Source organism: Enterobacter cloacae complex sp., from assembly GCF_900322725.1.
GTDB lineage: Bacteria > Pseudomonadota > Gammaproteobacteria > Enterobacterales > Enterobacteriaceae > Enterobacter > Enterobacter quasihormaechei.
Window position 1 is genome coordinate 2935296 of record NZ_LT991957.1, and the last position, 21897, is coordinate 2957192.

16 protein-coding genes are annotated in these 21897 nt (G+C 55.9%); 9 read left to right on the plus strand and 7 right to left on the minus strand.

Annotated features, from left to right (window positions below):
* Window positions 1-88: 88 nt before the first annotated feature.
* The 3 genes from aceE to lpdA all read left to right on the plus strand — a co-directional run bounded on the left by aceE (window position 89) and on the right by lpdA (window position 6268).
* Window positions 89-2752, plus strand: coding sequence for a pyruvate dehydrogenase (acetyl-transferring), homodimeric type (gene aceE, locus DBR02_RS14555; RefSeq protein ID WP_063867468.1), 2664 nt, complete (start codon window positions 89-91; stop codon window positions 2750-2752).
* A 14-nt stretch (window positions 2753-2766) separates the two neighbouring features.
* Window positions 2767-4668 carry a pyruvate dehydrogenase complex dihydrolipoyllysine-residue acetyltransferase gene (gene aceF / locus DBR02_RS14560; protein ID WP_107534704.1) on the plus strand — a complete coding sequence of 634 codons (1902 nt, stop codon included), beginning with the start codon at window positions 2767-2769 and terminating at the stop codon, window positions 4666-4668.
* 175 nt (window positions 4669-4843) lie between these two features.
* Window positions 4844-6268: a dihydrolipoyl dehydrogenase gene (gene lpdA / locus DBR02_RS14565; protein ID WP_063450636.1), complete on the plus strand. Its 1425-nt coding sequence runs from the start codon at window positions 4844-4846 to the stop codon at window positions 6266-6268.
* A gap of 51 nt (window positions 6269-6319) precedes the next feature.
* On the opposite strand, the gene DBR02_RS14570 is transcribed toward lpdA, so the two are convergent.
* Both DBR02_RS14570 and DBR02_RS14575 read right to left on the minus strand, forming a co-directional pair.
* Window positions 6320-7111 carry a DUF2950 family protein gene (locus tag DBR02_RS14570; RefSeq protein ID WP_107534705.1) on the minus strand — a complete coding sequence of 264 codons (792 nt, stop codon included), beginning with the start codon at window positions 7109-7111 and terminating at the stop codon, window positions 6320-6322.
* 10 nt (window positions 7112-7121) lie between these two features.
* The gene (locus DBR02_RS14575; protein WP_107534706.1) at window positions 7122-8615 is read right to left on the minus strand and encodes a DUF3300 domain-containing protein; all 1494 of its coding nucleotides are present in this window, start codon (window positions 8613-8615) and stop codon (window positions 7122-7124) included.
* A gap of 388 nt (window positions 8616-9003) precedes the next feature.
* Here DBR02_RS14575 and acnB point away from each other — a divergent pair, with 388 nt between their 5' ends.
* Entirely contained in the window at window positions 9004-11601 is a 2598-nt protein-coding gene (acnB, locus tag DBR02_RS14590; protein ID WP_107534707.1) for a bifunctional aconitate hydratase 2/2-methylisocitrate dehydratase, read from the plus strand.
* Window positions 11602-11808: 207 nt separating this feature from the next.
* Window positions 11809-12171, plus strand: a complete 363-nt coding sequence (gene yacL, locus DBR02_RS14595) for a protein YacL (protein WP_022647069.1) — start codon at window positions 11809-11811, stop codon at window positions 12169-12171.
* Between the two features lie 31 nt (window positions 12172-12202).
* On the opposite strand, the gene speD is transcribed toward yacL, so the two are convergent.
* From speD to DBR02_RS14610, 3 genes are all read right to left on the minus strand, one after another.
* Window positions 12203-12997, minus strand: a complete 795-nt coding sequence (speD, locus tag DBR02_RS14600) for an adenosylmethionine decarboxylase (RefSeq protein ID WP_107534708.1) — start codon at window positions 12995-12997, stop codon at window positions 12203-12205.
* Window positions 12998-13867: a polyamine aminopropyltransferase gene (gene speE, locus DBR02_RS14605; RefSeq protein ID WP_063867472.1), complete on the minus strand. Its 870-nt coding sequence runs from the start codon at window positions 13865-13867 to the stop codon at window positions 12998-13000. It lies immediately after the preceding gene.
* Window positions 13868-13968: 101 nt separating this feature from the next.
* Window positions 13969-14316: a YacC family pilotin-like protein gene (locus DBR02_RS14610; RefSeq protein WP_003856306.1), complete on the minus strand. Its 348-nt coding sequence runs from the start codon at window positions 14314-14316 to the stop codon at window positions 13969-13971.
* 145 nt (window positions 14317-14461) lie between these two features.
* On the opposite strand from DBR02_RS14610, the gene cueO reads away from it, so the two are divergent.
* Complete coding sequence (cueO, locus tag DBR02_RS14615) at window positions 14462-16021, plus strand: multicopper oxidase CueO (protein ID WP_107534709.1); 1560 nt, start codon at window positions 14462-14464, stop codon at window positions 16019-16021.
* Window positions 16022-16107: 86 nt separating this feature from the next.
* On the opposite strand, the gene DBR02_RS14620 is transcribed toward cueO, so the two are convergent.
* Window positions 16108-18498, minus strand: coding sequence for a glucose/quinate/shikimate family membrane-bound PQQ-dependent dehydrogenase (locus DBR02_RS14620; protein WP_063450629.1), 2391 nt, complete (start codon window positions 18496-18498; stop codon window positions 16108-16110).
* A gap of 205 nt (window positions 18499-18703) precedes the next feature.
* Between DBR02_RS14620 and hpt the strand changes: the two genes are divergently transcribed.
* On the plus strand, window positions 18704-19240 hold the full coding sequence (gene hpt / locus DBR02_RS14625) for a hypoxanthine phosphoribosyltransferase (RefSeq protein WP_063450628.1): 537 nt from the start codon (window positions 18704-18706) through the stop codon (window positions 19238-19240).
* A gap of 90 nt (window positions 19241-19330) precedes the next feature.
* Here hpt and can read toward each other — a convergent pair whose 3' ends face one another.
* Window positions 19331-19993, minus strand: a complete 663-nt coding sequence (gene can, locus DBR02_RS14630; RefSeq protein WP_003856301.1) for a carbonate dehydratase — start codon at window positions 19991-19993, stop codon at window positions 19331-19333.
* A gap of 107 nt (window positions 19994-20100) precedes the next feature.
* Here can and DBR02_RS14635 point away from each other — a divergent pair, with 107 nt between their 5' ends.
* Together DBR02_RS14635 and DBR02_RS14640 are read left to right on the plus strand one after the other, a co-directional pair.
* Window positions 20101-21027, plus strand: a complete 927-nt coding sequence (locus DBR02_RS14635; protein WP_003856300.1) for an ABC transporter ATP-binding protein — start codon at window positions 20101-20103, stop codon at window positions 21025-21027.
* Window positions 21024-21794 (plus strand): ABC transporter permease, encoded by a 771-nt coding sequence (locus tag DBR02_RS14640; protein ID WP_006810078.1) that lies wholly within the window; start codon window positions 21024-21026, stop codon window positions 21792-21794. The genes DBR02_RS14635 and DBR02_RS14640 overlap by 4 nt, the downstream gene beginning before the upstream one ends.
* Window positions 21795-21897: the final 103 nt, after the last annotated feature.

The window sequence follows — 21897 nt, forward strand, 5'->3', positions numbered from 1 at the left end:
AGAACCTGTCTTATTGTGTTTTCTGGGGAAAATACAATGGGACAGGTTCCAGACAAATCAACGTATTAGATAGATAAGGAATACCCCCATGTCAGAACGTCTCCAAAATGACGTGGATCCGATCGAAACTCGCGACTGGCTACAGGCGATCGAATCGGTCATCCGTGAAGAAGGTGTTGAGCGCGCTCAGTATCTGATTGATCAGCTGCTTTCAGAAGCGCGCAAAGGCGGCGTGAAAGTAGCTTCAGGTGCAGGGGCTAACAACTACGTAAACACGATTGCCGTCGAAGACGAACCGGAATACCCGGGCAATCTGGATCTGGAACGCCGTATCCGTTCTGCTATCCGCTGGAACGCCATCATGACCGTTCTGCGCGCATCCAAGAAAGACCTGGAGCTGGGTGGCCACATGGCGTCCTTCCAGTCTTCAGCGACCGTTTACGAAGTGTGCTTCAACCACTTCTTCCGTGCAGCTAACGAGAAAGATGGCGGCGATCTGGTGTACTTCCAGGGCCACATCTCTCCGGGCATCTATGCGCGTGCCTTCCTGGAAGGTCGTCTGACTGAAGAGCAGATGAACAACTTCCGTCAGGAAGTTCACGGTAAAGGTCTGTCTTCTTACCCGCACCCTAAACTGATGCCTGAGTTCTGGCAGTTCCCGACCGTTTCTATGGGTCTGGGCCCAATCGGTGCGATCTACCAGGCTAAATTCCTGAAGTATCTGGAACACCGTGGTCTGAAAGACACCTCTGAGCAGACCGTTTACGCCTTCCTGGGCGACGGTGAAATGGATGAGCCAGAATCTAAAGGTGCGATCACCATCGCAACCCGTGAGAAGCTGGACAACCTGTGCTTCATCATCAACTGTAACCTGCAACGTCTGGATGGTCCGGTAACCGGTAACGGCAAAATCATCAACGAGCTGGAAGGCATCTTCGCGGGTGCTGGCTGGAACGTGATCAAAGTCATGTGGGGCGGTCGTTGGGATGAGCTGCTGCGTAAAGACACCAGCGGTAAGCTGATCCAGCTGATGAACGAAACCGTTGACGGCGACTACCAGACCTTCAAATCCAAAGACGGTGCGTACGTACGTGAGCACTTCTTCGGTAAATACCCTGAAACCGCAGCACTGGTTGCAGACTGGACTGATGAGCAGATCTGGGCCCTGAACCGTGGCGGTCACGATCCGAAGAAAGTCTACGCTGCACTGAAAAAAGCGCAGGAAACCAAAGGTAAAGCGACCGTAATCCTGGCCCACACCATCAAAGGTTACGGCATGGGTGATACCGCAGAAGGTAAAAACATCGCTCACCAGGTTAAGAAAATGAACATGGACGGCGTGCGTTACATCCGCGACCGTTTCAACGTTCCAGTGACCGATGAGCAGGTAGAAAACCTGTCTTACATCACCTTCCCGGAAGGTTCTGAAGAGCACAAGTACCTGCACGAACGTCGTCAGGCGCTGAAAGGCTACCTGCCTGCTCGTCAGCCTAACTTCACCGAGAAGCTGGAACTGCCGGCGCTGGAAGACTTCTCTCAGCTGCTGGAAGAGCAGAACAAAGAGATCTCCACCACCATCGCTTTCGTTCGTGCCCTGAACGTGATGCTGAAGAACAAGTCGATCAAAGATCGTCTGGTTCCAATCATCGCCGACGAAGCACGTACTTTCGGTATGGAAGGTCTGTTCCGTCAGATCGGTATCTACAGCCCGAACGGCCAGCAGTACACCCCGCAGGACCGTGAGCAGGTTGCCTACTACAAAGAAGACGAGAAAGGTCAGATCCTTCAGGAAGGTATCAACGAGCTGGGCGCAGGCGCATCCTGGCTGGCTGCTGCGACCTCTTACAGCACCAACAACCTGCCGATGATCCCGTTCTATATCTACTACTCCATGTTCGGGTTCCAGCGTATCGGTGATCTGTGCTGGCAGGCAGGCGACCAGCAGGCTCGCGGCTTCCTGATCGGTGGTACTTCTGGTCGTACGACCCTGAACGGTGAAGGTCTCCAGCACGAAGATGGCCACAGCCATATTCAGTCTCTGACTATCCCGAACTGTATCTCTTACGATCCGTCCTACGCGTACGAAGTGGCAGTCATCATGCATGACGGCTTGCAGCGCATGTACGGCGAAGCGCAAGAGAACATTTACTACTACATCACCACCCTGAACGAAAACTACCACATGCCGGCAATGCCAGCAGGTGCCGAGGAAGGTATCCGTAAAGGTATCTACAAACTCGAAACCATTGAAGGTAGCAAAGGTAAAGTTCAGCTGCTGGGCTCCGGCTCTATCCTGCGTCACGTTCGTGAAGCAGCGCAGATCCTGGCGAAAGACTACGGCGTCGGTTCCGACGTGTACAGCGTTACCTCCTTCACTGAACTGGCGCGTGATGGCCAGGATTGTGAGCGCTGGAACATGCTGCACCCACTGGAAACCCCACGCGTTCCGTACATCGCTCAGGTGATGAACGACGCGCCAGCGGTGGCGTCTACTGACTATATGAAACTGTTCGCTGAGCAGGTTCGTACTTACGTTCCAGCTGATGATTATCGCGTACTGGGTACTGACGGCTTCGGTCGTTCTGACAGCCGCGAAAACCTGCGTCATCACTTCGAAGTTGATGCTTCCTACGTGGTGGTAGCAGCACTGGGCGAACTGGCTAAACGTGGCGAAATCGATAAGAAAGTGGTTGCGGACGCAATTACCAAATTCAACATCGATGCAGATAAAGTTAACCCGCGTCTGGCGTAAGAGGTAAAAGAATAATGGCTATCGAAATCAATGTACCGGACATCGGGGCTGATGAAGTTGAAATCACCGAGATCCTGGTCAAAGTGGGCGACAAAGTTGAAGCTGAACAGTCGCTGATCACCGTAGAAGGCGACAAAGCCTCTATGGAAGTCCCGTCTCCTCAGGCTGGCATCGTTAAGGAGATCAAAGTCTCCGTTGGCGATAAAACCGAGACCGGCAAACTGATCATGATTTTCGATTCCGCCGACGGTGCAGCAGCTGCTGCACCTGCGCAGGAAGAGAAGAAAGAAGCCGCTCCGGCCGCCGCTGCTCCAGCAGCTGCCGCGAGCGCGAAAGACGTTAACGTGCCTGACATCGGCGGTGACGAAGTTGAAGTCACCGAAATCCTGGTGAAAGTGGGCGACAAAGTTGAAGCTGAGCAGTCACTGATCACCGTAGAAGGCGACAAAGCCTCTATGGAAGTACCGGCGCCGTTCGCGGGTACCGTGAAAGAGATCAAGATCAACACCGGTGACAAAGTGTCTACTGGCTCCCTGATTATGGTCTTCGAAGTGGCGGGCGCTGAAGGCGCTGCGGCTCCAGCGAAAGCGGAAGCTGCTCCGGCTCAGGCGGCTGCACCAGCGGCTGCTGGCGGTGCGAAAGACGTTAACGTACCGGACATCGGCGGTGACGAAGTTGAAGTTACCGAAATGCTGGTGAAAGTGGGCGATAAAGTTGCCGCTGAACAGTCACTGATCACCGTAGAAGGCGACAAAGCCTCTATGGAAGTACCTGCGCCGTTCGCCGGTACCGTTAAAGAGATCAAAATCAGCACCGGCGACAAAGTGTCTACCGGGTCGCTTATCATGGTCTTCGAAGTGGAAGGCGCTGCGCCTGCCGCAGCTCCGGCTGCCGCGGCTGCTCCAGCCCCTGCTGCTGCACCGGCTCAGGCTGCTAAACCAGCCGCTGCCCCTGCTGCAAAAGCAGAAAAATCTGAGTTTGCTGAAAACGACGCATACGTCCACGCGACTCCGCTGATCCGTCGCCTGGCGCGCGAGTTCGGCGTGAATCTGGCGAAAGTGAAAGGCACCGGCCGTAAGGGTCGTATCCTGCGCGAAGACGTTCAGGCCTACGTGAAAGACGCGGTGAAACGCGCCGAAGCTGCACCAGCTGCAGCCGCTGGCGGCGGTATCCCGGGCATGCTGCCATGGCCGAAAGTGGACTTCAGCAAGTTCGGCGAAATCGAAGAAGTGGAGCTGGGCCGTATCCAGAAAATCTCTGGTGCGAACCTGAGCCGTAACTGGGTGATGATCCCGCACGTTACCCACTTCGACAAAACCGATATCACCGATCTGGAAGCGTTCCGTAAACAGCAGAACGCCGAAGCCGAGAAGCGTAAGCTGGACGTGAAATTCACCCCAGTGGTCTTCATCATGAAAGCCGTTGCCGCTGCTCTGGAGCAGATGCCACGCTTCAACAGCTCCCTGTCCGAAGACGGCCAGAAGCTGACGCTGAAGAAATACATCAACATCGGTGTTGCGGTAGATACGCCAAATGGTCTGGTTGTTCCGGTCTTCAAGGACGTGAATAAGAAGAGCATTACCGAGCTGTCCCGTGAACTGACCACCATCTCCAAGAAAGCGCGTGATGGTAAGCTGACTGCCGGCGAAATGCAGGGCGGCTGCTTCACTATCTCCAGCATCGGCGGCCTGGGTACCACCCACTTCGCGCCGATTGTTAACGCGCCAGAAGTGGCTATCCTCGGTGTGTCCAAGTCCGCGATGGAGCCGGTGTGGAATGGCAAAGAGTTCGTGCCGCGTCTGATGATGCCAATCTCTCTGTCCTTCGACCACCGCGTGATCGACGGGGCTGATGGTGCGCGTTTCATCACCATCATCAACAACACCCTGAGCGACATTCGCCGCCTGGTGATGTAATCGAAAAGCCGGCCAATCGGCCGGCTTTTTTCTGATAATCTCATGGGGCTTTTGAGGTTATTGGTGAAAGCGATAATTCGTGAGCCGTTTGTTGTTTCAAAATTGTTAACAATTTTGTAAAATACGGGCGGATAGAACGACCCGGTGGACGACGGGTATACATTAAGAGGTCATGATGAGCACAGAAATCAAAACTCAGGTCGTAGTACTTGGGGCAGGCCCGGCAGGTTACTCCGCAGCATTTCGCGCAGCGGATTTAGGTCTGGAAACCGTCATCGTAGAACGTTACAGCACCCTCGGCGGTGTTTGTCTGAACGTCGGCTGTATCCCTTCTAAAGCGCTGCTGCACGTAGCGAAAGTTATCGAAGAAGCCAAAGCGCTGGCTGAACACGGTATCGTCTTCGGCGAGCCAAAAACCGACATCGACAAAATCCGTACCTGGAAAGAGAAAGTTATCACTCAGCTGACCGGTGGTCTGGCTGGCATGGCGAAAGGCCGTAAGGTAAAAGTGGTTAACGGTCTGGGTAAATTCACCGGTGCGAACACCCTGGAAGTGGAAGGCGAAAACGGCAAAACCGTGATCAACTTCGACAACGCGATCATCGCGGCAGGCTCTCGCCCAATCGAACTGCCATTCATTCCACATGAAGATCCGCGCGTGTGGGATTCCACCGATGCCCTGGAGCTGAAAACCGTTCCTAAGCGCCTGCTGGTGATGGGCGGCGGTATCATCGGTCTGGAAATGGGTACCGTGTACCATGCGCTGGGTTCAGAGATCGACGTGGTTGAAATGTTCGACCAGGTGATCCCGGCTGCTGACAAAGACATCGTTAAAGTCTTCACCAAGCGCATCAGCAAGAAATTCAACCTGATGCTGGAAACCAAAGTGACTGCCGTTGAAGCGAAAGAAGACGGTATTTACGTTTCCATGGAAGGCAAAAAAGCCCCTGCTGAACCACAGCGTTACGACGCCGTGCTGGTGGCTATCGGCCGCGTGCCGAACGGTAAAAACCTCGACGCCGGTAAAGCGGGCGTGGAAGTGGACGACCGTGGCTTCATCCGCGTTGATAAACAGCTGCGCACCAACGTGCCGCACATCTTTGCTATCGGCGACATCGTCGGTCAGCCAATGCTGGCGCACAAAGGCGTTCACGAAGGTCACGTTGCCGCTGAAGTTATCGCCGGCATGAAGCACTACTTCGATCCGAAAGTGATCCCATCTATCGCGTACACCGAGCCAGAAGTGGCATGGGTCGGTCTGACCGAGAAAGAAGCGAAAGAGAAAGGCATCAGCTACGAAACCGCCACCTTCCCGTGGGCTGCTTCTGGCCGTGCTATCGCGTCCGACTGTGCAGACGGTATGACCAAGCTGATCTTCGACAAAGAGACTCACCGCGTGATCGGTGGTGCGATTGTCGGCACCAACGGCGGCGAGCTGCTGGGTGAAATCGGTCTGGCTATCGAAATGGGCTGTGACGCGGAAGACATCGCGCTGACCATCCACGCGCACCCGACTCTGCACGAGTCCGTGGGCCTGGCGGCAGAAGTGTTTGAAGGTAGCATCACCGACCTGCCAAACGCGAAAGCGAAGAAGAAATAAGTTTCTTCAGATGAAAAAGCGGCCTCAGGCCGCTTTTTTTATGCGCTGCGTTCAGGGGGCGACAGGCTGCCAGGTTTTATCCGGGTGATATTCAGACAGAGCCTGCGCTTTCTGCGCTGAGTCATTACCGAGATCAGCCTGATAGACCTGATCATCCTGGTTTACAACAAAGCTCATTATCCCCGTCTGACCGTAGCTCACGGGCCAGGCAACCATGGCAAAGCCATTCTTATCCGACAGGATGCGGAAGCGATAGCCATGGTAACCCGCCCCCGGCTGTGGTGGACTAAACGCCGGACCAAGCGGACTTGGCGCATCGCCTGGCGAGACGGGCCAGTACAGCCCATCCTTTTTCCCTTCAGAACTGACAATTTTCTGCGCGTATTTCTGGTTCAGTGCAAAGTACCGCTGCTGCGCATCGACGTAGGCGTGAAGCGCTTCGATGGCCGCGAGCTCGTTGCGACCGATTTCGCGGGTCTGGATCTCTTCAGCGGCTTTCTGCATGTCGAACTGCCAGCCTGAGGCGGTTTTGATTACCGGTATCGGCAGCTGCCAGCCGTTCTCGCCCACCGCCAGGTGCGCCACGTCGCCATTGACGACGGTTTCATGGCGAACTTTCCAGTCTCTCAGAAAACGATCCACGGCATCGGGATCCACCCCTTCGGGCGGCAGAACGTCGCGCCATTTTTCGCCGAGCAGCGCGCTCATCGCGCTTTCGTTGTGCTCGCTGATGGCGGTTGCCAGCGCGCGGGTCGCCCGATCCGGCGAGCTGAAGGATTGCTGCGCCATAACCGCTGCCGACACCATGAACAACACCATTCCACTGAGTAGTTTACTTTTCATGTCGGTTCCCTTAACGATGACGGAATTCGCGGTGTTCGGTACGGTCGGCGGTGCGCTGTCGGGGATGCTGCTGCGCCGACAGGTGGCGGCTTTGCGCCCCGCGCTGCTGCTGGGCCTGCCAGGAGGCCGAGCGGCTGTCGTTGCCGCTCAGGGCATTGGCGCGGTGTGCGCTGGCAGGGTGCCGCGCCGTCTGCGTAATACGCTTCTCAGGAGCCTGATGATTTTCATGCTGCGGCGCGCTGGTCCGCTGTACGGCTTGCGGCCTGGCGTCATACCCGCGGAAATTATTGCTCTGTGATATCTGCTTAAGCTGCTGCGTTGAGGCCAGACGCTGAGCATCTCGCGTGCCCGTATGTGTCGATTGTGGGAACGTTTTTCCCGTCGCTTTTTCCATCTGGCTGAGAGCAGCCTGGCGCTGGCTGTCGCGATTGACCGGCCTTTGCAGGGTCGCACTTAATCCCGTCGCCGCGTTCGTGGAGTGAAAACGGTTAGCCAGTTGGTTATTCGGATAAGCCACGCCTTCACGATAAGCAGGGTTGTGCTGCCAGGTGCGGTCATTGCCGTTCAGGTGCTGCCCGCTGATTCTGTTGAAGTTATCCACGTTAATATTGATATTGTTATCACCGTTACGGTTATAGCCGCCGTGATTGTCCCAGTCATCATCGTGATGATGGTTATCCCAGTCGTCGTCATCCCAGTCGATATTGCTGAAGATGGCGTAGGTTGTCGCGACCCCGAGGCTGAAGCCTAACCCTTTAACGAGGCTGTCGGTAAACTGTTCGCCGGGTGAGGGCGGGAGATAGACCGGCGGGTACGCGGGTTCAGGCCAGGTGCCGTAAACCGTATTCGGGTTATAGGTAGGGACATACACCACCTGCGGATCGGCGGATTCAATCTTGATCACCGTTGGGCTGGAGGGGGTTGCGGTTGTCGCAGTTTTTGTCGGTACAGCCTTCGTGACGGTGGTGACCGTCTGCTGCGGCGTAGATTGTAGCGCACCCGTTTGTTGAGCCAGCAGGCGTAACCGCTGTACTGAATCCATCACATCTTTCGGCTGCGCGAGAAACGCATCCCCCAGGTTTTGTACCCACGGCGGATTTTCACCCATCAGCGACATCAGCTGAGGAAAGGCGACCAGCGATTTTACGCTGGGATCCCATGGCTGGTTTGCGACCGCCTGAATGGCGGCATCCCCCTGCATTTTGGGGTTATCCTTTGACCACTGCGCGGCCTGTATAACGTTAGACGGGTAGGTCGACGCCATCAGGATTTGCGACAGCAAGGCATCCGGGTAAAGCGCGACAGGAGCAACCCACTGGTCGATTTGCGCAGCAGTGTAGGCCGGGGTAGCGACGGCAGCAGGTTGGGCTGCCGGTGGGGCAGAGGGCTGTGCAACCGGAGCAGGCTCCGTTACGCGGCTTTTAACAAACATGACGCCCGAGGCGGCAAACAGTCCCGCACTGCAAAGCAGAACAAGAAGATGGGGTTTAAAAGGCAACTTCATAAAATGGCTCCAACGAGACGAGTGCAGTGCCGGGAGGCGTTGCTGTTGCCGCGAGTATCATTCACCCGTGTTTTACCGTTTTGACTTTTCTTGGGAAACCACCCGGCGCGTCCGGATAAAGAGTGTGTGCATTTATTACACAATTATATCTGGTGGCTAAAAAAGACGCAGGGAAAGAGAGCGAAAGTCGACGTGTCTCCCCGCTACACCATGCTTAACGATTCAGCAAATAATTTAATGTTGCTTTTTTGTAAACAGATTAACACTGTGCAGAAATCCTGCTATGCTGCCCGACGCGGTATCGGGCATTTACCCTACAAACTGCTGTCTCACAGGAGCGTGAAGAGAACGCCCGCCGCATATGACAATGAGAGCGAGGAGAACCGTCGTGCTAGAAGAATACCGTAAGCACGTAGCAGAACGTGCCGCCGAGGGAATTGTACCCAAACCTTTAGATGCAACCCAAATGGCCGCGCTCGTCGAGCTGCTGAAGAACCCGCCTAAGGGCGAAGAAGAATTCCTGTTAGATCTGTTGATCAACCGTGTACCGCCTGGCGTAGATGAAGCTGCCTACGTAAAAGCCGGATTCCTTGCCGCCGTTGCCAAAGGCGAAGCCACCTCCCCACTGGTTACTCCTGAAAAAGCGATTGAACTGCTCGGCACCATGCAGGGCGGCTACAACATTCATCCGCTGATTGATGCGCTGGATAACGACACGCTGGCACCGATTGCCGCCAAAGCGCTCTCTTCAACGCTGCTGATGTTCGATAACTTCTACGATGTGGAAGAAAAAGCCAAAGCGGGCAACGTTTACGCGAAGCAGGTCATGCAGTCCTGGGCCGATGCCGAATGGTTCCTGAGCCGCCCTGCGCTGGCTGAAAAAATTACCGTGACCGTCTTTAAGGTGACCGGTGAAACCAACACCGATGACCTGTCTCCGGCACCGGACGCGTGGTCTCGTCCTGATATCCCGCTGCACGCTCTGGCGATGCTGAAAAACGCCCGTGAAGGGATCGAGCCGGATCAGCCGGGCGTAGTGGGCCCGATCAAACAGATCGAAGCGCTGCAACAAAAAGGTTTCCCGCTGGCCTACGTCGGCGACGTTGTGGGTACTGGTTCTTCCCGTAAGTCCGCAACCAACTCCGTGCTGTGGTTCATGGGCGACGATATTCCGCACGTGCCGAACAAGCGCGGCGGCGGCCTGTGCCTCGGCGGCAAAATTGCACCGATCTTCTTCAACACTATGGAAGATGCGGGCGCGCTGCCGATCGAAGTGGATGTTTCTAACCTGAACATGGGCGACGTGATTGACGTTTACCCGTTCAAGGGCGAAGTGCGCAACCACGAAACCAACGAACTGCTGGCAAGCTTCGAGCTGAAAACCGACGTGCTGATCGACGAAGTGCGTGCCGGTGGCCGTATCCCGCTGATCATCGGTCGTGGCCTGACCACCAAAGCGCGTGAAGCGCTGGGTCTGCCGCACAGTGACGTATTCCGTCAGGCGAAAGACGTGGCGGAAAGCAACCGCGGCTTCTCGCTGGCACAGAAAATGGTGGGTCGCGCCTGCGGCGTTGCCGGTATCCGTCCTGGCGCCTACTGCGAGCCGAAGATGACCTCCGTGGGGTCTCAGGACACCACTGGCCCAATGACCCGTGATGAACTGAAAGACCTGGCGTGCCTGGGCTTCTCTTCTGACCTGGTGATGCAGTCCTTCTGCCACACGGCGGCGTATCCTAAGCCGGTTGACGTGACCACGCACCACACGCTGCCGGACTTCATCATGAACCGCGGCGGTGTCTCCCTGCGCCCGGGTGATGGCGTCATCCACTCCTGGCTGAACCGCATGCTGCTGCCGGATACCGTGGGCACCGGCGGTGATTCCCATACCCGTTTCCCAATCGGGATCTCCTTCCCGGCGGGCTCCGGCCTGGTGGCGTTTGCAGCGGCGACCGGCGTAATGCCGCTCGACATGCCTGAATCCGTGCTGGTGCGCTTCAAGGGCAAAATGCAGCCGGGCATCACGCTGCGCGACCTGGTTCACGCGATCCCGCTGTACGCCATCAAACAGGGGCTGCTGACCGTTGAGAAGAAAGGGAAGAAAAACATCTTCTCTGGTCGCATTCTGGAAATTGAAGGGCTGCCGGATCTGAAAGTTGAGCAGGCGTTCGAGCTGACCGACGCCTCCGCCGAGCGTTCTGCGGCAGGCTGTACCATCAAGCTGAACAAAGAGCCGATTATCGAGTATCTGACCTCCAACATCGTGCTGCTGAAGTGGATGATTGCAGAAGGCTACGGCGACCGTCGTACGCTGGAGCGTCGTATTCAGGGCATGGAGAAATGGCTGGCGGATCCGCAGCTGCTGGAAGCCGACGCTGACGCAGAGTACGCGGCGGTGATCGACATCGATCTGGCGGATATCAAAGAGCCGATCCTGTGCGCACCAAACGATCCTGACGATGCGCGTCTGCTTTCAGACGTACAGGGCGATAAGATCGACGAAGTGTTCATCGGCTCCTGCATGACCAACATCGGCCACTTCCGCGCCGCCGGTAAGCTTCTGGATACCCATAAGGGCCAGCTGCCGACCCGCCTGTGGGTGGCGCCGCCAACCCGTATGGACGCGGCACAGCTGACGGAAGAAGGTTACTACAGCGTGTTCGGTAAGAGCGGGGCGCGTATCGAAATCCCTGGCTGCTCCCTGTGCATGGGCAACCAGGCGCGCGTGGCCGACGGTGCGACGGTGGTTTCCACCTCTACCCGTAACTTCCCGAACCGTTTAGGTACCGGTGCGAACGTCTACCTGGCCTCTGCGGAGCTGGCGGCGGTTGCGGCGCTGATTGGCAAACTGCCAACGCCGGAAGAGTACCAGACCTTTGTGGCGCAGGTGGATAAGACGGCGGTGGATACCTATCGCTATCTGAACTTCGACCAGCTCTCTCAGTACACCGAGAAGGCTGACGGGGTGATCTTCCAGACGGCGGTATAAATGCTACCCTCTCCCGTGGGAGAGGGGCTGGGGGTGAGGGCACCAGACCGCACCTGACCCATTGCCCGGTGGCGCTACGCTTACCGGGCCTACAAAACCCATCGCAACGTCGGTGGGTTTTTTATTTTCATTCCTCCCACCTCTCCCGCTTTTTTTCTTCCTCTCTGCTGCGATAATTACCCTAATGGCTTTGCAGAGGAAAACGCTATGGATTACGAATTTTTGCGCGACATCACCGGCGTGGTGAAAGTGCGAATGTCGATGGGGCACGAAGCCGTTGGGCACTGGTTTAACGAAGAGGTGAAAGAGAACCTCGCGCTGCTGGATGAAGTCGAACAGGCGGCGGAAACGGTGAAAGGCAGTGAACGCTCCTGGCAACGTGCCGGGCATGAGTACACCCTGTGGATGGATGGCGAAGAGGTGATGGTGCGCGCCAACCAGCTTGAGTTTTCGGGGGATGAGATGGAAGAGGGGATGAGCTACTACGACGAAGAGAGCCTGTCGCTGTGCGGTGTGGAAGACTTCCTGAAAGTGGTGAACGCCTACCGCGACTTTATGAAACAGAAGTAACTCCCCGAAGCATCCCTGCTTCGGGTCACGTTTACACGGTCGGAATATTGCGGCCGTAGTAGATCTCGCGCATCTCTTTCCAGAGCAGGTCGGTAATGACCTTACGCTCTTCTTCACTCAAATCTTCCGGCCTGGTGTGGAACATATAGTGCTTAAGGTCGAATTCTTTAAGCATCATCTTGGTATGGAAGATATTTTCCTGATAGACGTTCACATCCATCGTGTCGTACAGCGACTTCATATCATCGGACATGAAGTTCTGAATGGAGTTGATCTCATGATCGATGAAGTGCTTCATGCCGTTGATATCACGGGTAAAACCGCGCACGCGATAATCAATGGTGACGATGTCTGATTCCAGCTGGTGGATTAAGTAATTCAACGCATTCAGCGGTGAAATCACCCCGCAGGTCGACACTTCAATATCCGCGCGGAACGTACACAGTCCGCCTTCAGGGTGGCTTTCCGGGTAGGTGTGAACGCAGATATGGCTTTTATCGAGGTGCGCCACCACCACTTCGGGCAGCGGGCCGGGATGTTCGGTTTTGTCGATCAGCTGCGGGTCAACCGGCTCTTCACTGACCAGGATGGTGACGCTCGCACCCTGAGGCTCATAATCCTGGCGCGCAATGTTCAGGATGTTCGCGCCGATAATCGAGCAGGTCTCTGACAGGATCTCGGTCAGACGGTTGGCGTTGTAGAGTTCATCGATATAGGCGATATAACCATCGCGCTCTTCTGCCGTTTTGGCGTAGCAGATATCGTAAATACAAAAACTCAGGCTTTTGGTCAGATTGTTAAAGCCATGCAGTTTAAGCTTTTTCAATTAGTTCACCTCCTTTGAGGACAGCGCGTCTTGCAGGTATTGAGGCAACGCAAAGGCTGCGGTGTGGATCGCCGGATTGTAGTATCGGCACGTGAGTCCGGCCTGGTGGAAGCGGGCCTGAATGATTTCGGTGGAGAGATGGCGCAGGACGTCGTTATCCGTCGCCCAGGCAAAGGTCATAATCCCGCCGTAGTAGGTCGGGATCGCCGCCTGATAGAAGCTGACGTCGCTAAAATAGGTGCTCAGCTTACGGTGGCTATCCAGCGCTTCATCCTGTTGCAGGAAGCAGACGCCGTTTTGCGCCACAAAAATCCCGCCAGGTTTCAGGCAGCGCTTGCAGCCTTCGTAAAACGAAGAGGTAAACAGCGACGCGCCGGGGCCGATAGGGTCGGTACAGTCAGAGATAATGACATCAAACGTTTGCGTGGTCTGATTAACAAAATTGACGCCATCGTCGATAACCAGCTGAAAGCGCGGATCGTCATAGCTGCCGGCATTGTGGTTTGGCAGATACTGGCGGCAAAACGACACCACCCCGGCGTCGATTTCCACCATGGTGATGGTTTCGACATTCTGGTGGCGAGAGACTTCACGCAGCATGGCGCCGTCACCGCCCCCAATAATCAGCACGTGCTTCGCGTGGCCGTGGGCCAGCAGCGGGACGTGGGTCATCATTTCGTGATAGATAAACTCGTCGCGCTCGGTGGTCTGCACCACGCCATCCAGCGCCATGACGCGGCCAAAGGCAGCGTTCTCGAAGATTATCAGATCCTGATGATCGGTTTTCTCATGATAGAGCACGTTATCCACGGCAAAATATTGACCAAACTGGTCATGCAGCGTTTCTTGCCATACCGTTTTATCGGTCATGGGGAGCACCTCCTTCGTTAACATCCATTACATCCGGCAGATGGGCGCAACACAAAACCGCCGTGAGGCGGTTAGCGGGTCAACAAGGGGCGTCGGGAAGGTTACTTCACGTAGGCGAGCAGGCTGAGTGAATCGCGTGCCAGCGCTTTGCATTTTTTAGCAGTGGGAATACCGATACCGCTTAAATCACGGTAGCTGTCTTCACCGAGCGCCTTCATGTCGAAGCTGTCGTAGTTGCTGAGGTCCCATTGGTTCTGCTGGGCAAAAAAGACCAGTGCGCGACGAATTTGCCCATTGGGTAAATTCTGGTAACCACAATCGTTCTTCAGAAAAACAAAAACTGCCGTCAGATCGGCCATATCTTCTGCTTCGTTTTCACTAAGCGCGTAACTGTTCGCACACATCGCCATCAGGCTGGCGAACAAAATTGTTCTGAAAAACGTCTTCATTGCCTTTACCACTGCATCACGGAAAATTAACGTTAGCATACTTGATGCCAGGCCGACGATCTTTATTATTGCCGCCGTGCTTGACCTTCCGGTAAGGGGAGGGTTTATGCTCAAAAGATCGCCGCCTGGAAATAAGGAAATGCACATGCAACGTCGTGATTTTTTAAAATATTCTGCCGCGCTGGGGGTTGCCAGCGCGTTACCGCTCTGGAGCCGCGCTGTTTTTGCCGCCGACAGACCTGCTTTACCGATCCCTGAGTTACTCAGCGCAGATGCCCGCAGCCGCATCCAGCTTGTGGTGCAGGCAGGCAAAACCACGTTCGGGCAACACGCCGCGACGACGTGGGGTTATAACGGCAATCTGCTCGGCCCGGCGTTGCAGCTACGAAAAGGGAAAGCGGTGACGGTAGACATTCATAACTCGCTTTCTGAAGAGACCACGCTGCACTGGCACGGGCTGGAAGTCCCGGGCGAAGTGGATGGTGGTCCTCAGGGGGTTATCAAGCCTGGGGGTAAACGCAGCGTAACCTTTACCCCTGACCAGCGGGCGGCAACCTGCTGGTTCCATCCGCATCAGCATGGCAAAACGGGCCATCAGGTGGCGATGGGGCTGGCCGGACTGGTGTTGATTGAGGATGACGAAAGCCGTCTCCTGCGCCTGCCAAAACAGTGGGGTATCGACGATGTGCCGGTGATTGTGCAGGACAAAAAATTCAGCGCTGACGGGCAAATTGACTATCAGCTGGATGTGATGAGCGCGGCGGTGGGCTGGTTTGGCGATACGTTGCTGACCAACGGGGCAATCTACCCACAGCATGCCGCCCCGAAAGGCTGGCTGCGCTTACGCCTGCTTAACGGCTGTAACGCCCGCTCGCTGAACTTCGCCACCAGCGATAAGCGCCCGCTTTACGTGGTGGCAAGCGACGGCGGCCTGCTGCCGGAACCGGTAAAAGTGAGCGAGCTGCCGATGCTGATGGGCGAACGCTTCGAGGTGCTGGTGGATATCAGCGATGGCAAAGCGTTTGATCTCGTGACCCTGCCGGTCAGCCAGATGGGGATGGCCGTCGCGCCGTTTAATAAACCACACCCGGTGTTGCGCATTCAGCCACTACAGATCACCGCCTCCGGCACGCTGCCGGACACCCTGACCACGCTGCCTGCGCTCCCGTCGCTGGATGGGTTGACGCAGCGTAAGCTTCAGCTCTCTATGGATCCGATGCTCGACATGATGGGCATGCAGGCGCTGATGAAGAAGTATGGCAATCAGGCCATGGCGGGAATGCACCACGGCCAGATGATGGGCCACATGAATATGGACCACGGCAAAATGGGCGGCATGGATCACGGCGGTCATGGTTTCGATTTCCACAACGCCAACCGTATCAACGGCCAGGCGTTCGATATGAACACACCGATGTTCGCCGCAACGAAAGGGCAGTTTGAGCGCTGGGTCATTTCAGGCGAAGGCGACATGATGCTGCACCCGTTCCATATCCACGGCACGCAGTTCCGCATTCTCTCCGAGAACGGTAAAGCGCCGGACGCGCATCGCGCGGGCTGGAAAGATACGGTGAGGGTGGAAGGCGGCGTCAGCGAGGTGCTGGTGAAGTTCGACCACGAGGCGCCGAAAGAGTTTGCTTATATGGCGCACTGTCACCTGCTGGAGCATGAAGATACGGGGATGATGCTGGGCTTTACCGTATAAAAAAAGCCGGGTGGCGGCTTCGCCTTACCCGGCCTACATAGGACACCCGAAAGCCCGGTATGCGTTAGCGCCACCGGGCTTTTTCATTACTTAGCGTCGTCAGGCAGTGCATACGCGACAATATAGTCGCCCATCTTCGTACCAAACGAACCGTGACCACCCGCAGAGATGACAACGTACTGCTTGCCATTCACTTCATAGGTCATCGGCGTTGCCTGGCCACCGGCCGGCAGACGGCCCTGCCACAGTTTTTCACCGTTGGTCATGTTGTACGCGCGCAGGTAGTTATCTGCGGTCGCCGCGATGAACAGCACGTTACCGGCGGTGGAGATTGGGCCACCCAGCATTGGCATACCCATATTGAATGGCACCGGAACCGGCATTGGGAACGGCATGCTGTCCTGCGGCGTACCAATACGTTTCTTCCAGACAATCTTGTTGGTCTTCAGATCCAGGCCGGAGATATAACCCCAGGCAGGCTGTTTACACGGCAGACCGAACGGAGAGAGGAACGGATTCAGAGTCACACCGTAAGGAACGCCATACTGCGGCTGGATACCGGCTTCGGTACCGCTGCCTTTCGCATCCTTCGGCTGCTCCATTGGGTTACCCGGACCGCGTGGGATCAGACGGGACACGAACGGCAGCGCCATTGGGTTAGCGATAGCGACCTGACGGTTCGGGTCAACGGAGATCCCGCCCCATTCGAACATCCCCAGGTTACCCGGGAAGACCAGCGTACCCTGCTCTGACGGTGGGGTGAAAATCCCTTCGTAGCGCAGCTGATGGAACATCACGCGGCATACCAGCTGGTCAAACATGGTAGCACCCCACATGTCCGCACCGCTGAGGTTTTTCTCCGGACGGAAGCTCAGGTCAGAGAACGGCTGCGTTTTGGTGACGTAGTCGCCTTTGGCAGCGCCCTGTGGAACCGGTTTTTCCGGCGCAGGCACAACCAGCTTACCGTTGCTGCGATCCAGCACGAAGATGTTGCCGGTTTTCGCCGGGGCGTAAATCACCGGAACGGTTTTGCCGTTAACGGTAATGTCCGCCAGCGTCGGCTGGGATGGCATATCCATATCCCACAGATCGTGGTGAACGGTCTGATAGCTCCACGCCAGTTTACCGGTCGTTGCGTTCAGCGCCACGATGGAGCTGGCGTAACGTTCCTGCTCCGGCGTGCGGTTACCGCCCCAGATATCCGGCGTGGTCACGCCCATTGGCAGGTAAACCAGGTCCAGCTTCGCGTCATACGCGGCCGGTGCCCAGGAGTTCGGCGAGTTAAAGGTAAAGGTGTGTTCGTCAGACGGGATTGCGTTTGGATCTTTCGCGCCCGGGTCGAAGGCCCACAGCAGTTTACCGGTGTTCACGTCGAAACCACGGATAACGCCGGAGGTTTCACGGGTAGAGAAGTTATCCGTTACCGAACCGGCAATCACGATGGTTTTATCGGTGATAATTGGCGGGGAGGTTGGCTCATACAGACCCGGCGTGGTGTCCGGCATATTGGTCTGAAGATTCAGGATACCTTTGTTGGCGAAGGTTTCGCACAGCTTGCCGGTCTCAGCGTTAATGGCAAACAGGCGGCCATCGTTAACCGGCAGCATAATGCGGCGAGGACAGTCGGCAATGACTTCCGGGCTGGCATTATCCGCGCGCGCTTCGTGGTAAGAGACGCCGCGGCAGGTAATGTGCTGGAACGACGGGTTGGAGTTCAGCTGTGGATCGAAGTGCCATTTCTCTTTACCGGTGGCCGCGTCGAGCGCGAACAGACGCTGGTGCGCCGTACACAGGTAGAGCATGTTGCCCACTTTAATCGGGGTCACTTCGTTGGTCAGCTCACCCGGATCGTTCGGCATTTTCAGGTCGCCGGTGCGGAATACCCAGGCTTCCTTCAGGTTTTTCACGTTGTCCGCGTTGATCTGCTTCAGCGGGGAGTAGCGTTGACCTTCCTGATTACGGCCATAGGCGGGCCAGTCGCCGTCAGCCACCTGCGAAATAGCCGCGGCTGGCGTAGATTCTGTGTTCAGCGTACCGTGGATCTCCTGCGGGTCGTTGAAACCGGCCCAGGTCAGGATACCGCCGCTAATCAGCAGGGCAACGAGCAGGCCGGCTACGGCACCGCTGGACGGGACGATCAGACGACGCCAGACAAACGGCAGGATCAGCCAGATACCGAAGAAGACCAGAATGTCGCTGCGCGGCGTCAGCGCCCAGAAGTCGAACCCGACTTCCCACACGCCCCAGATCATGGTGGCAAGGAGCAGGGCGGCATACAGCCACAGAGCAGAACGTTTTCTCCGCAACAGCAGGACGGTTACGCCAACCATAACCAGACCCGCAATCGGGTAGTACCAGGAGCCGCCAATAGCGACCAGCCAGACGCCACCGATCAACAAATACAGCGCGCAGAATGCGGCAAACGCGGCTGTTAATGTTACCAGTAGACGCGGCTGCTTAGTTTTTGTTTCAGCCATAGAAAAGTACTCGTCAGTTTTGTTAATTATTTGCTAGCAATTAATTATAGGTATTAACAACTGTGATCGGAATCACAAATATTGCTTTTATAACTCATACGCCAGGCTTATCCATTTACTGATATAATGGCTGGCTTGCGTATCGATGCCGGAGCAAGAATCATCCGCATTGAGAGATTTTCATTAAAATCATTTGGTTAGTAATATGAAACATACTGTTGAAGTGATGATCCCGGAAGCCGAGATCAAAGCGCGTATCGCCGAACTGGGTCGTCAAATCACCGAGCATTACAAGGACAGCGGCAGCGAAATGGTGCTGGTTGGTCTGCTGCGCGGTTCTTTCATGTTCATGGCAGACCTGTGCCGTGAAGTGCAGGTACCGCACGAGGTCGATTTTATGACCGCTTCCAGCTACGGCAGCGGCATGTCCACAACCCGTGATGTGAAAATCCTGAAAGATCTGGATGAAGATATTCGTGGCAAAGATGTGTTGATCGTTGAGGACATCATCGACTCCGGCAACACGCTCTCTAAAGTGCGGGAGATCCTGAGCCTGCGCGGACCAAAATCGCTGGCGATTTGTACCCTGCTGGATAAGCCTGAGCGCCGTGAAGTACAGGTGCCGGTGGAGTTCGTTGGCTTCTCCATCCCGGACGAATTCGTCGTGGGTTACGGCATTGATTACGCCCAGCGTTATCGTCATTTGCCGTATGTTGGCAAGGTCGTGATGCTGGACGAGTAATCGTGGCGTGTTGCCCGGTGGCGCTCCGCTTACCGGGCCTACGAAGGGCACGTGTAGGCCGGGTAAGGCGCAGCCGCCACCCGGCTTTGTTTATTTGTGGTTAACGTGCTTAAGCTTGAGGTTGGCAATCCCCGAGCGGTAACGCTGCTCCAGCGTTTCGCGGTTGGTGGCGGTCACTTCCAGATTGCGCAGCAGGCCGTCGTGAATACCGTACGCCCAGCCGTGAATAGAGACCTTCTGCCCGCGTTTCCACGCCGACTGCATAATGGTAGAGTGGCCCAGATTGTATACCTGCTCCATCACGTTCAGCTCGCACAGGGTGTCGAGACGGCGTTCCTGCGGCATTTCGCCCAGCAGTGAGCTATGTTTGAACCAGATATCACGAATGTGCAGCAGCCAGTTATCGATTAACCCCAGCTCTGTATTTTCGACCGCCGCCTGCACGCCGCCGCAGCCGTAGTGGCCGCAGATAATAATGTGCTCGACCTCCAGAACATCAACGGCATACTGAACAACCGAAAGGCAGTTGAGATCGGTATGAATAACCAGATTAGCAACGTTGCGGTGAACAAACAGTTCGCCAGGCTCAAGACCGGTCAGACGTTCGGCAGGGACGCGGCTGTCGGAACATCCAATCCAGAGAAAGCGCGGGTTCTGCGCTTGTGCAAGTTTTCCAAAAAATCCGGGGTCTTCCTCCACCAGCATTTTTGACCATAGTGCATTGTTGCTGATGAGTGTATCTATGTCGTTCATGGAGGTTAGCGACCTGTAACCAAGTGATTGCGTTGCGCTACTATAGGGTAACCCGACTTTTAATGAAACCACACAACGTGTGTCAGAACTTAAGGTAAGTTGAATTCATGGCGATTGCACTGGAGCTGGAACAGCTCAAAAAAACCTACCCGGGAGGCGTTCAGGCGCTGCGCGGGATAGATCTTAAAGTCGAAGCGGGAGATTTCTACGCGCTTCTGGGGCCGAACGGGGCGGGGAAATCCACCACCATCGGGATCATCAGCTCGCTGGTCAATAAAACTTCCGGACGCGTCAGCGTGTTTGGCTACGATCTGCAAAAAGACGTGGTCAACGCCAAGCGTCAGCTTGGGCTGGTGCCGCAGGAGTTTAACTTCAACCCGTTTGAAACGGTGCAGCAGATTGTGGTTAACCAGGCGGGCTACTACGGCGTCGAGCGTAAAGAGGCGCTGGAGCGCAGCGAAAAGTACCTGAAACAGCTCGATCTGTGGGAAAAGCGTAACGAACGCGCGCGAATGTTGTCCGGAGGAATGAAGCGCCGCCTGATGATTGCCCGCGCGCTGATGCATGAGCCAAAGCTGCTTATTCTCGATGAGCCGACCGCCGGGGTGGATATTGAACTGCGTCGATCCATGTGGGGCTTCCTGAAGGATCTGAACGATAAAGGCACCACCATCATTCTGACCACGCACTATCTGGAAGAGGCGGAAATGCTGTGCCGCAATATCGGCATTATCCAGCACGGCGAGCTGGTGGAAAACACCTCGATGAAGAATCTGCTCTCCAAACTGAAATCAGAGACCTTTATCCTCGATCTGGCGGCGAAAAGCGCGCTGCCGAAGCTGGAGGGGTATAACTACCGTCTGGTCGATACCTCGACGCTGGAAGTGGAAGTGCTGCGCGAGCAGGGGATCAACAGCGTGTTTTCACAGCTGAGCGCGCAGGGCATTCAGGTATTAAGTATGCGTAACAAAGCGAACCGACTGGAAGAGCTGTTTGTCTCTCTGGTGCACGATAAACAAGGAGACAAGGCATGACGCATCTTTACTGGGTCGCGCTGAAAAGCATCTGGGCGAAAGAGATCAACCGCTTTATGCGTATCTGGGTGCAAACCCTGGTGCCGCCGGTTATCACCATGACGCTCTACTTCATCATTTTCGGTAACCTGATTGGTTCCCGCATCGGTGAGATGCACGGTTTCACCTATATGCAGTTCATCGTGCCGGGCCTGATCATGATGGCGGTGATCACCAACGCTTATGCGAACGTGGCGTCGTCGTTCTTCAGCGCCAAGTTCCAGCGCAACATTGAAGAGCTGCTGGTGGCGCCGGTGCCAACGCACGTCATCATCGCCGGTTACGTGGGCGGCGGCGTGGCGCGCGGGCTGTGCGTGGGGATCCTGGTAACGGCCATTTCTCTGTTCTTCGTGCCGTTCCAGGTTCACTCCTGGCTGTTCGTGGCGCTGACGCTGCTGCTGACGGCAATCCTGTTCTCGCTGGCCGGCTTGCTGAATGCGGTGTTCGCGAAAACGTTTGACGACATCAGCCTGATCCCGACCTTTGTGCTGACGCCGCTGACCTACCTCGGCGGGGTGTTCTACTCCCTGACGCTGCTGCCGCCGTTCTGGCAGGCGCTCTCGCACCTGAACCCGATTGTCTATATGATCAGCGGTTTCCGCTTCGGTTTCCTCGGCATTACCGACGTGCCGCTGTTCACCACCGTTGTCGTGCTGGCGGTGTTTATCGTGGCGTTCTACCTGCTGTGCTGGTATCTGATCCAGCGTGGTCGCGGCCTGCGTAGCTAAACCTCTGCCTTCTGCCCGGCGACGTACCGTCTGCCGGGCACTTTCTTTGACAGTTATCACCATAAACTAACCTTCACTCCGGTAAACTACTCGCCTGCTAAGG

Bases quoted from the DNA above. Each gene is read 5' to 3' on its own strand.
- aceF (WP_107534704.1), top strand. From the start codon at position 2,767: ATGGCTATCGAAATCAATGTACCGGACATCGGGGCTGATGAAGTTGAA.
- aceE (WP_063867468.1), top strand. From the start codon at position 89: ATGTCAGAACGTCTCCAAAATGACGTGGATCCGATCGAAACTCGCGAC.
- DBR02_RS14620 (WP_063450629.1), bottom strand. From the start codon at position 18,498: ATGGCTGAAACAAAAACTAAGCAGCCGCGTCTACTGGTAACATTAACA.
- DBR02_RS14640 (WP_006810078.1), top strand. From the start codon at position 21,024: ATGACGCATCTTTACTGGGTCGCGCTGAAAAGCATCTGGGCGAAAGAG.
- DBR02_RS14575 (WP_107534706.1), bottom strand. From the start codon at position 8,615: ATGAAGTTGCCTTTTAAACCCCATCTTCTTGTTCTGCTTTGCAGTGCG.
- speE (WP_063867472.1), bottom strand. From the start codon at position 13,867: ATGACCGATAAAACGGTATGGCAAGAAACGCTGCATGACCAGTTTGGT.
- cueO (WP_107534709.1), top strand. From the start codon at position 14,462: ATGCAACGTCGTGATTTTTTAAAATATTCTGCCGCGCTGGGGGTTGCC.
- can (WP_003856301.1), bottom strand. From the start codon at position 19,993: ATGAACGACATAGATACACTCATCAGCAACAATGCACTATGGTCAAAA.
- DBR02_RS14635 (WP_003856300.1), top strand. From the start codon at position 20,101: ATGGCGATTGCACTGGAGCTGGAACAGCTCAAAAAAACCTACCCGGGA.
- hpt (WP_063450628.1), top strand. From the start codon at position 18,704: ATGAAACATACTGTTGAAGTGATGATCCCGGAAGCCGAGATCAAAGCG.
- yacL (WP_022647069.1), top strand. From the start codon at position 11,809: ATGGATTACGAATTTTTGCGCGACATCACCGGCGTGGTGAAAGTGCGA.
- lpdA (WP_063450636.1), top strand. From the start codon at position 4,844: ATGAGCACAGAAATCAAAACTCAGGTCGTAGTACTTGGGGCAGGCCCG.
- DBR02_RS14570 (WP_107534705.1), bottom strand. From the start codon at position 7,111: ATGAAAAGTAAACTACTCAGTGGAATGGTGTTGTTCATGGTGTCGGCA.
- DBR02_RS14610 (WP_003856306.1), bottom strand. From the start codon at position 14,316: ATGAAGACGTTTTTCAGAACAATTTTGTTCGCCAGCCTGATGGCGATG.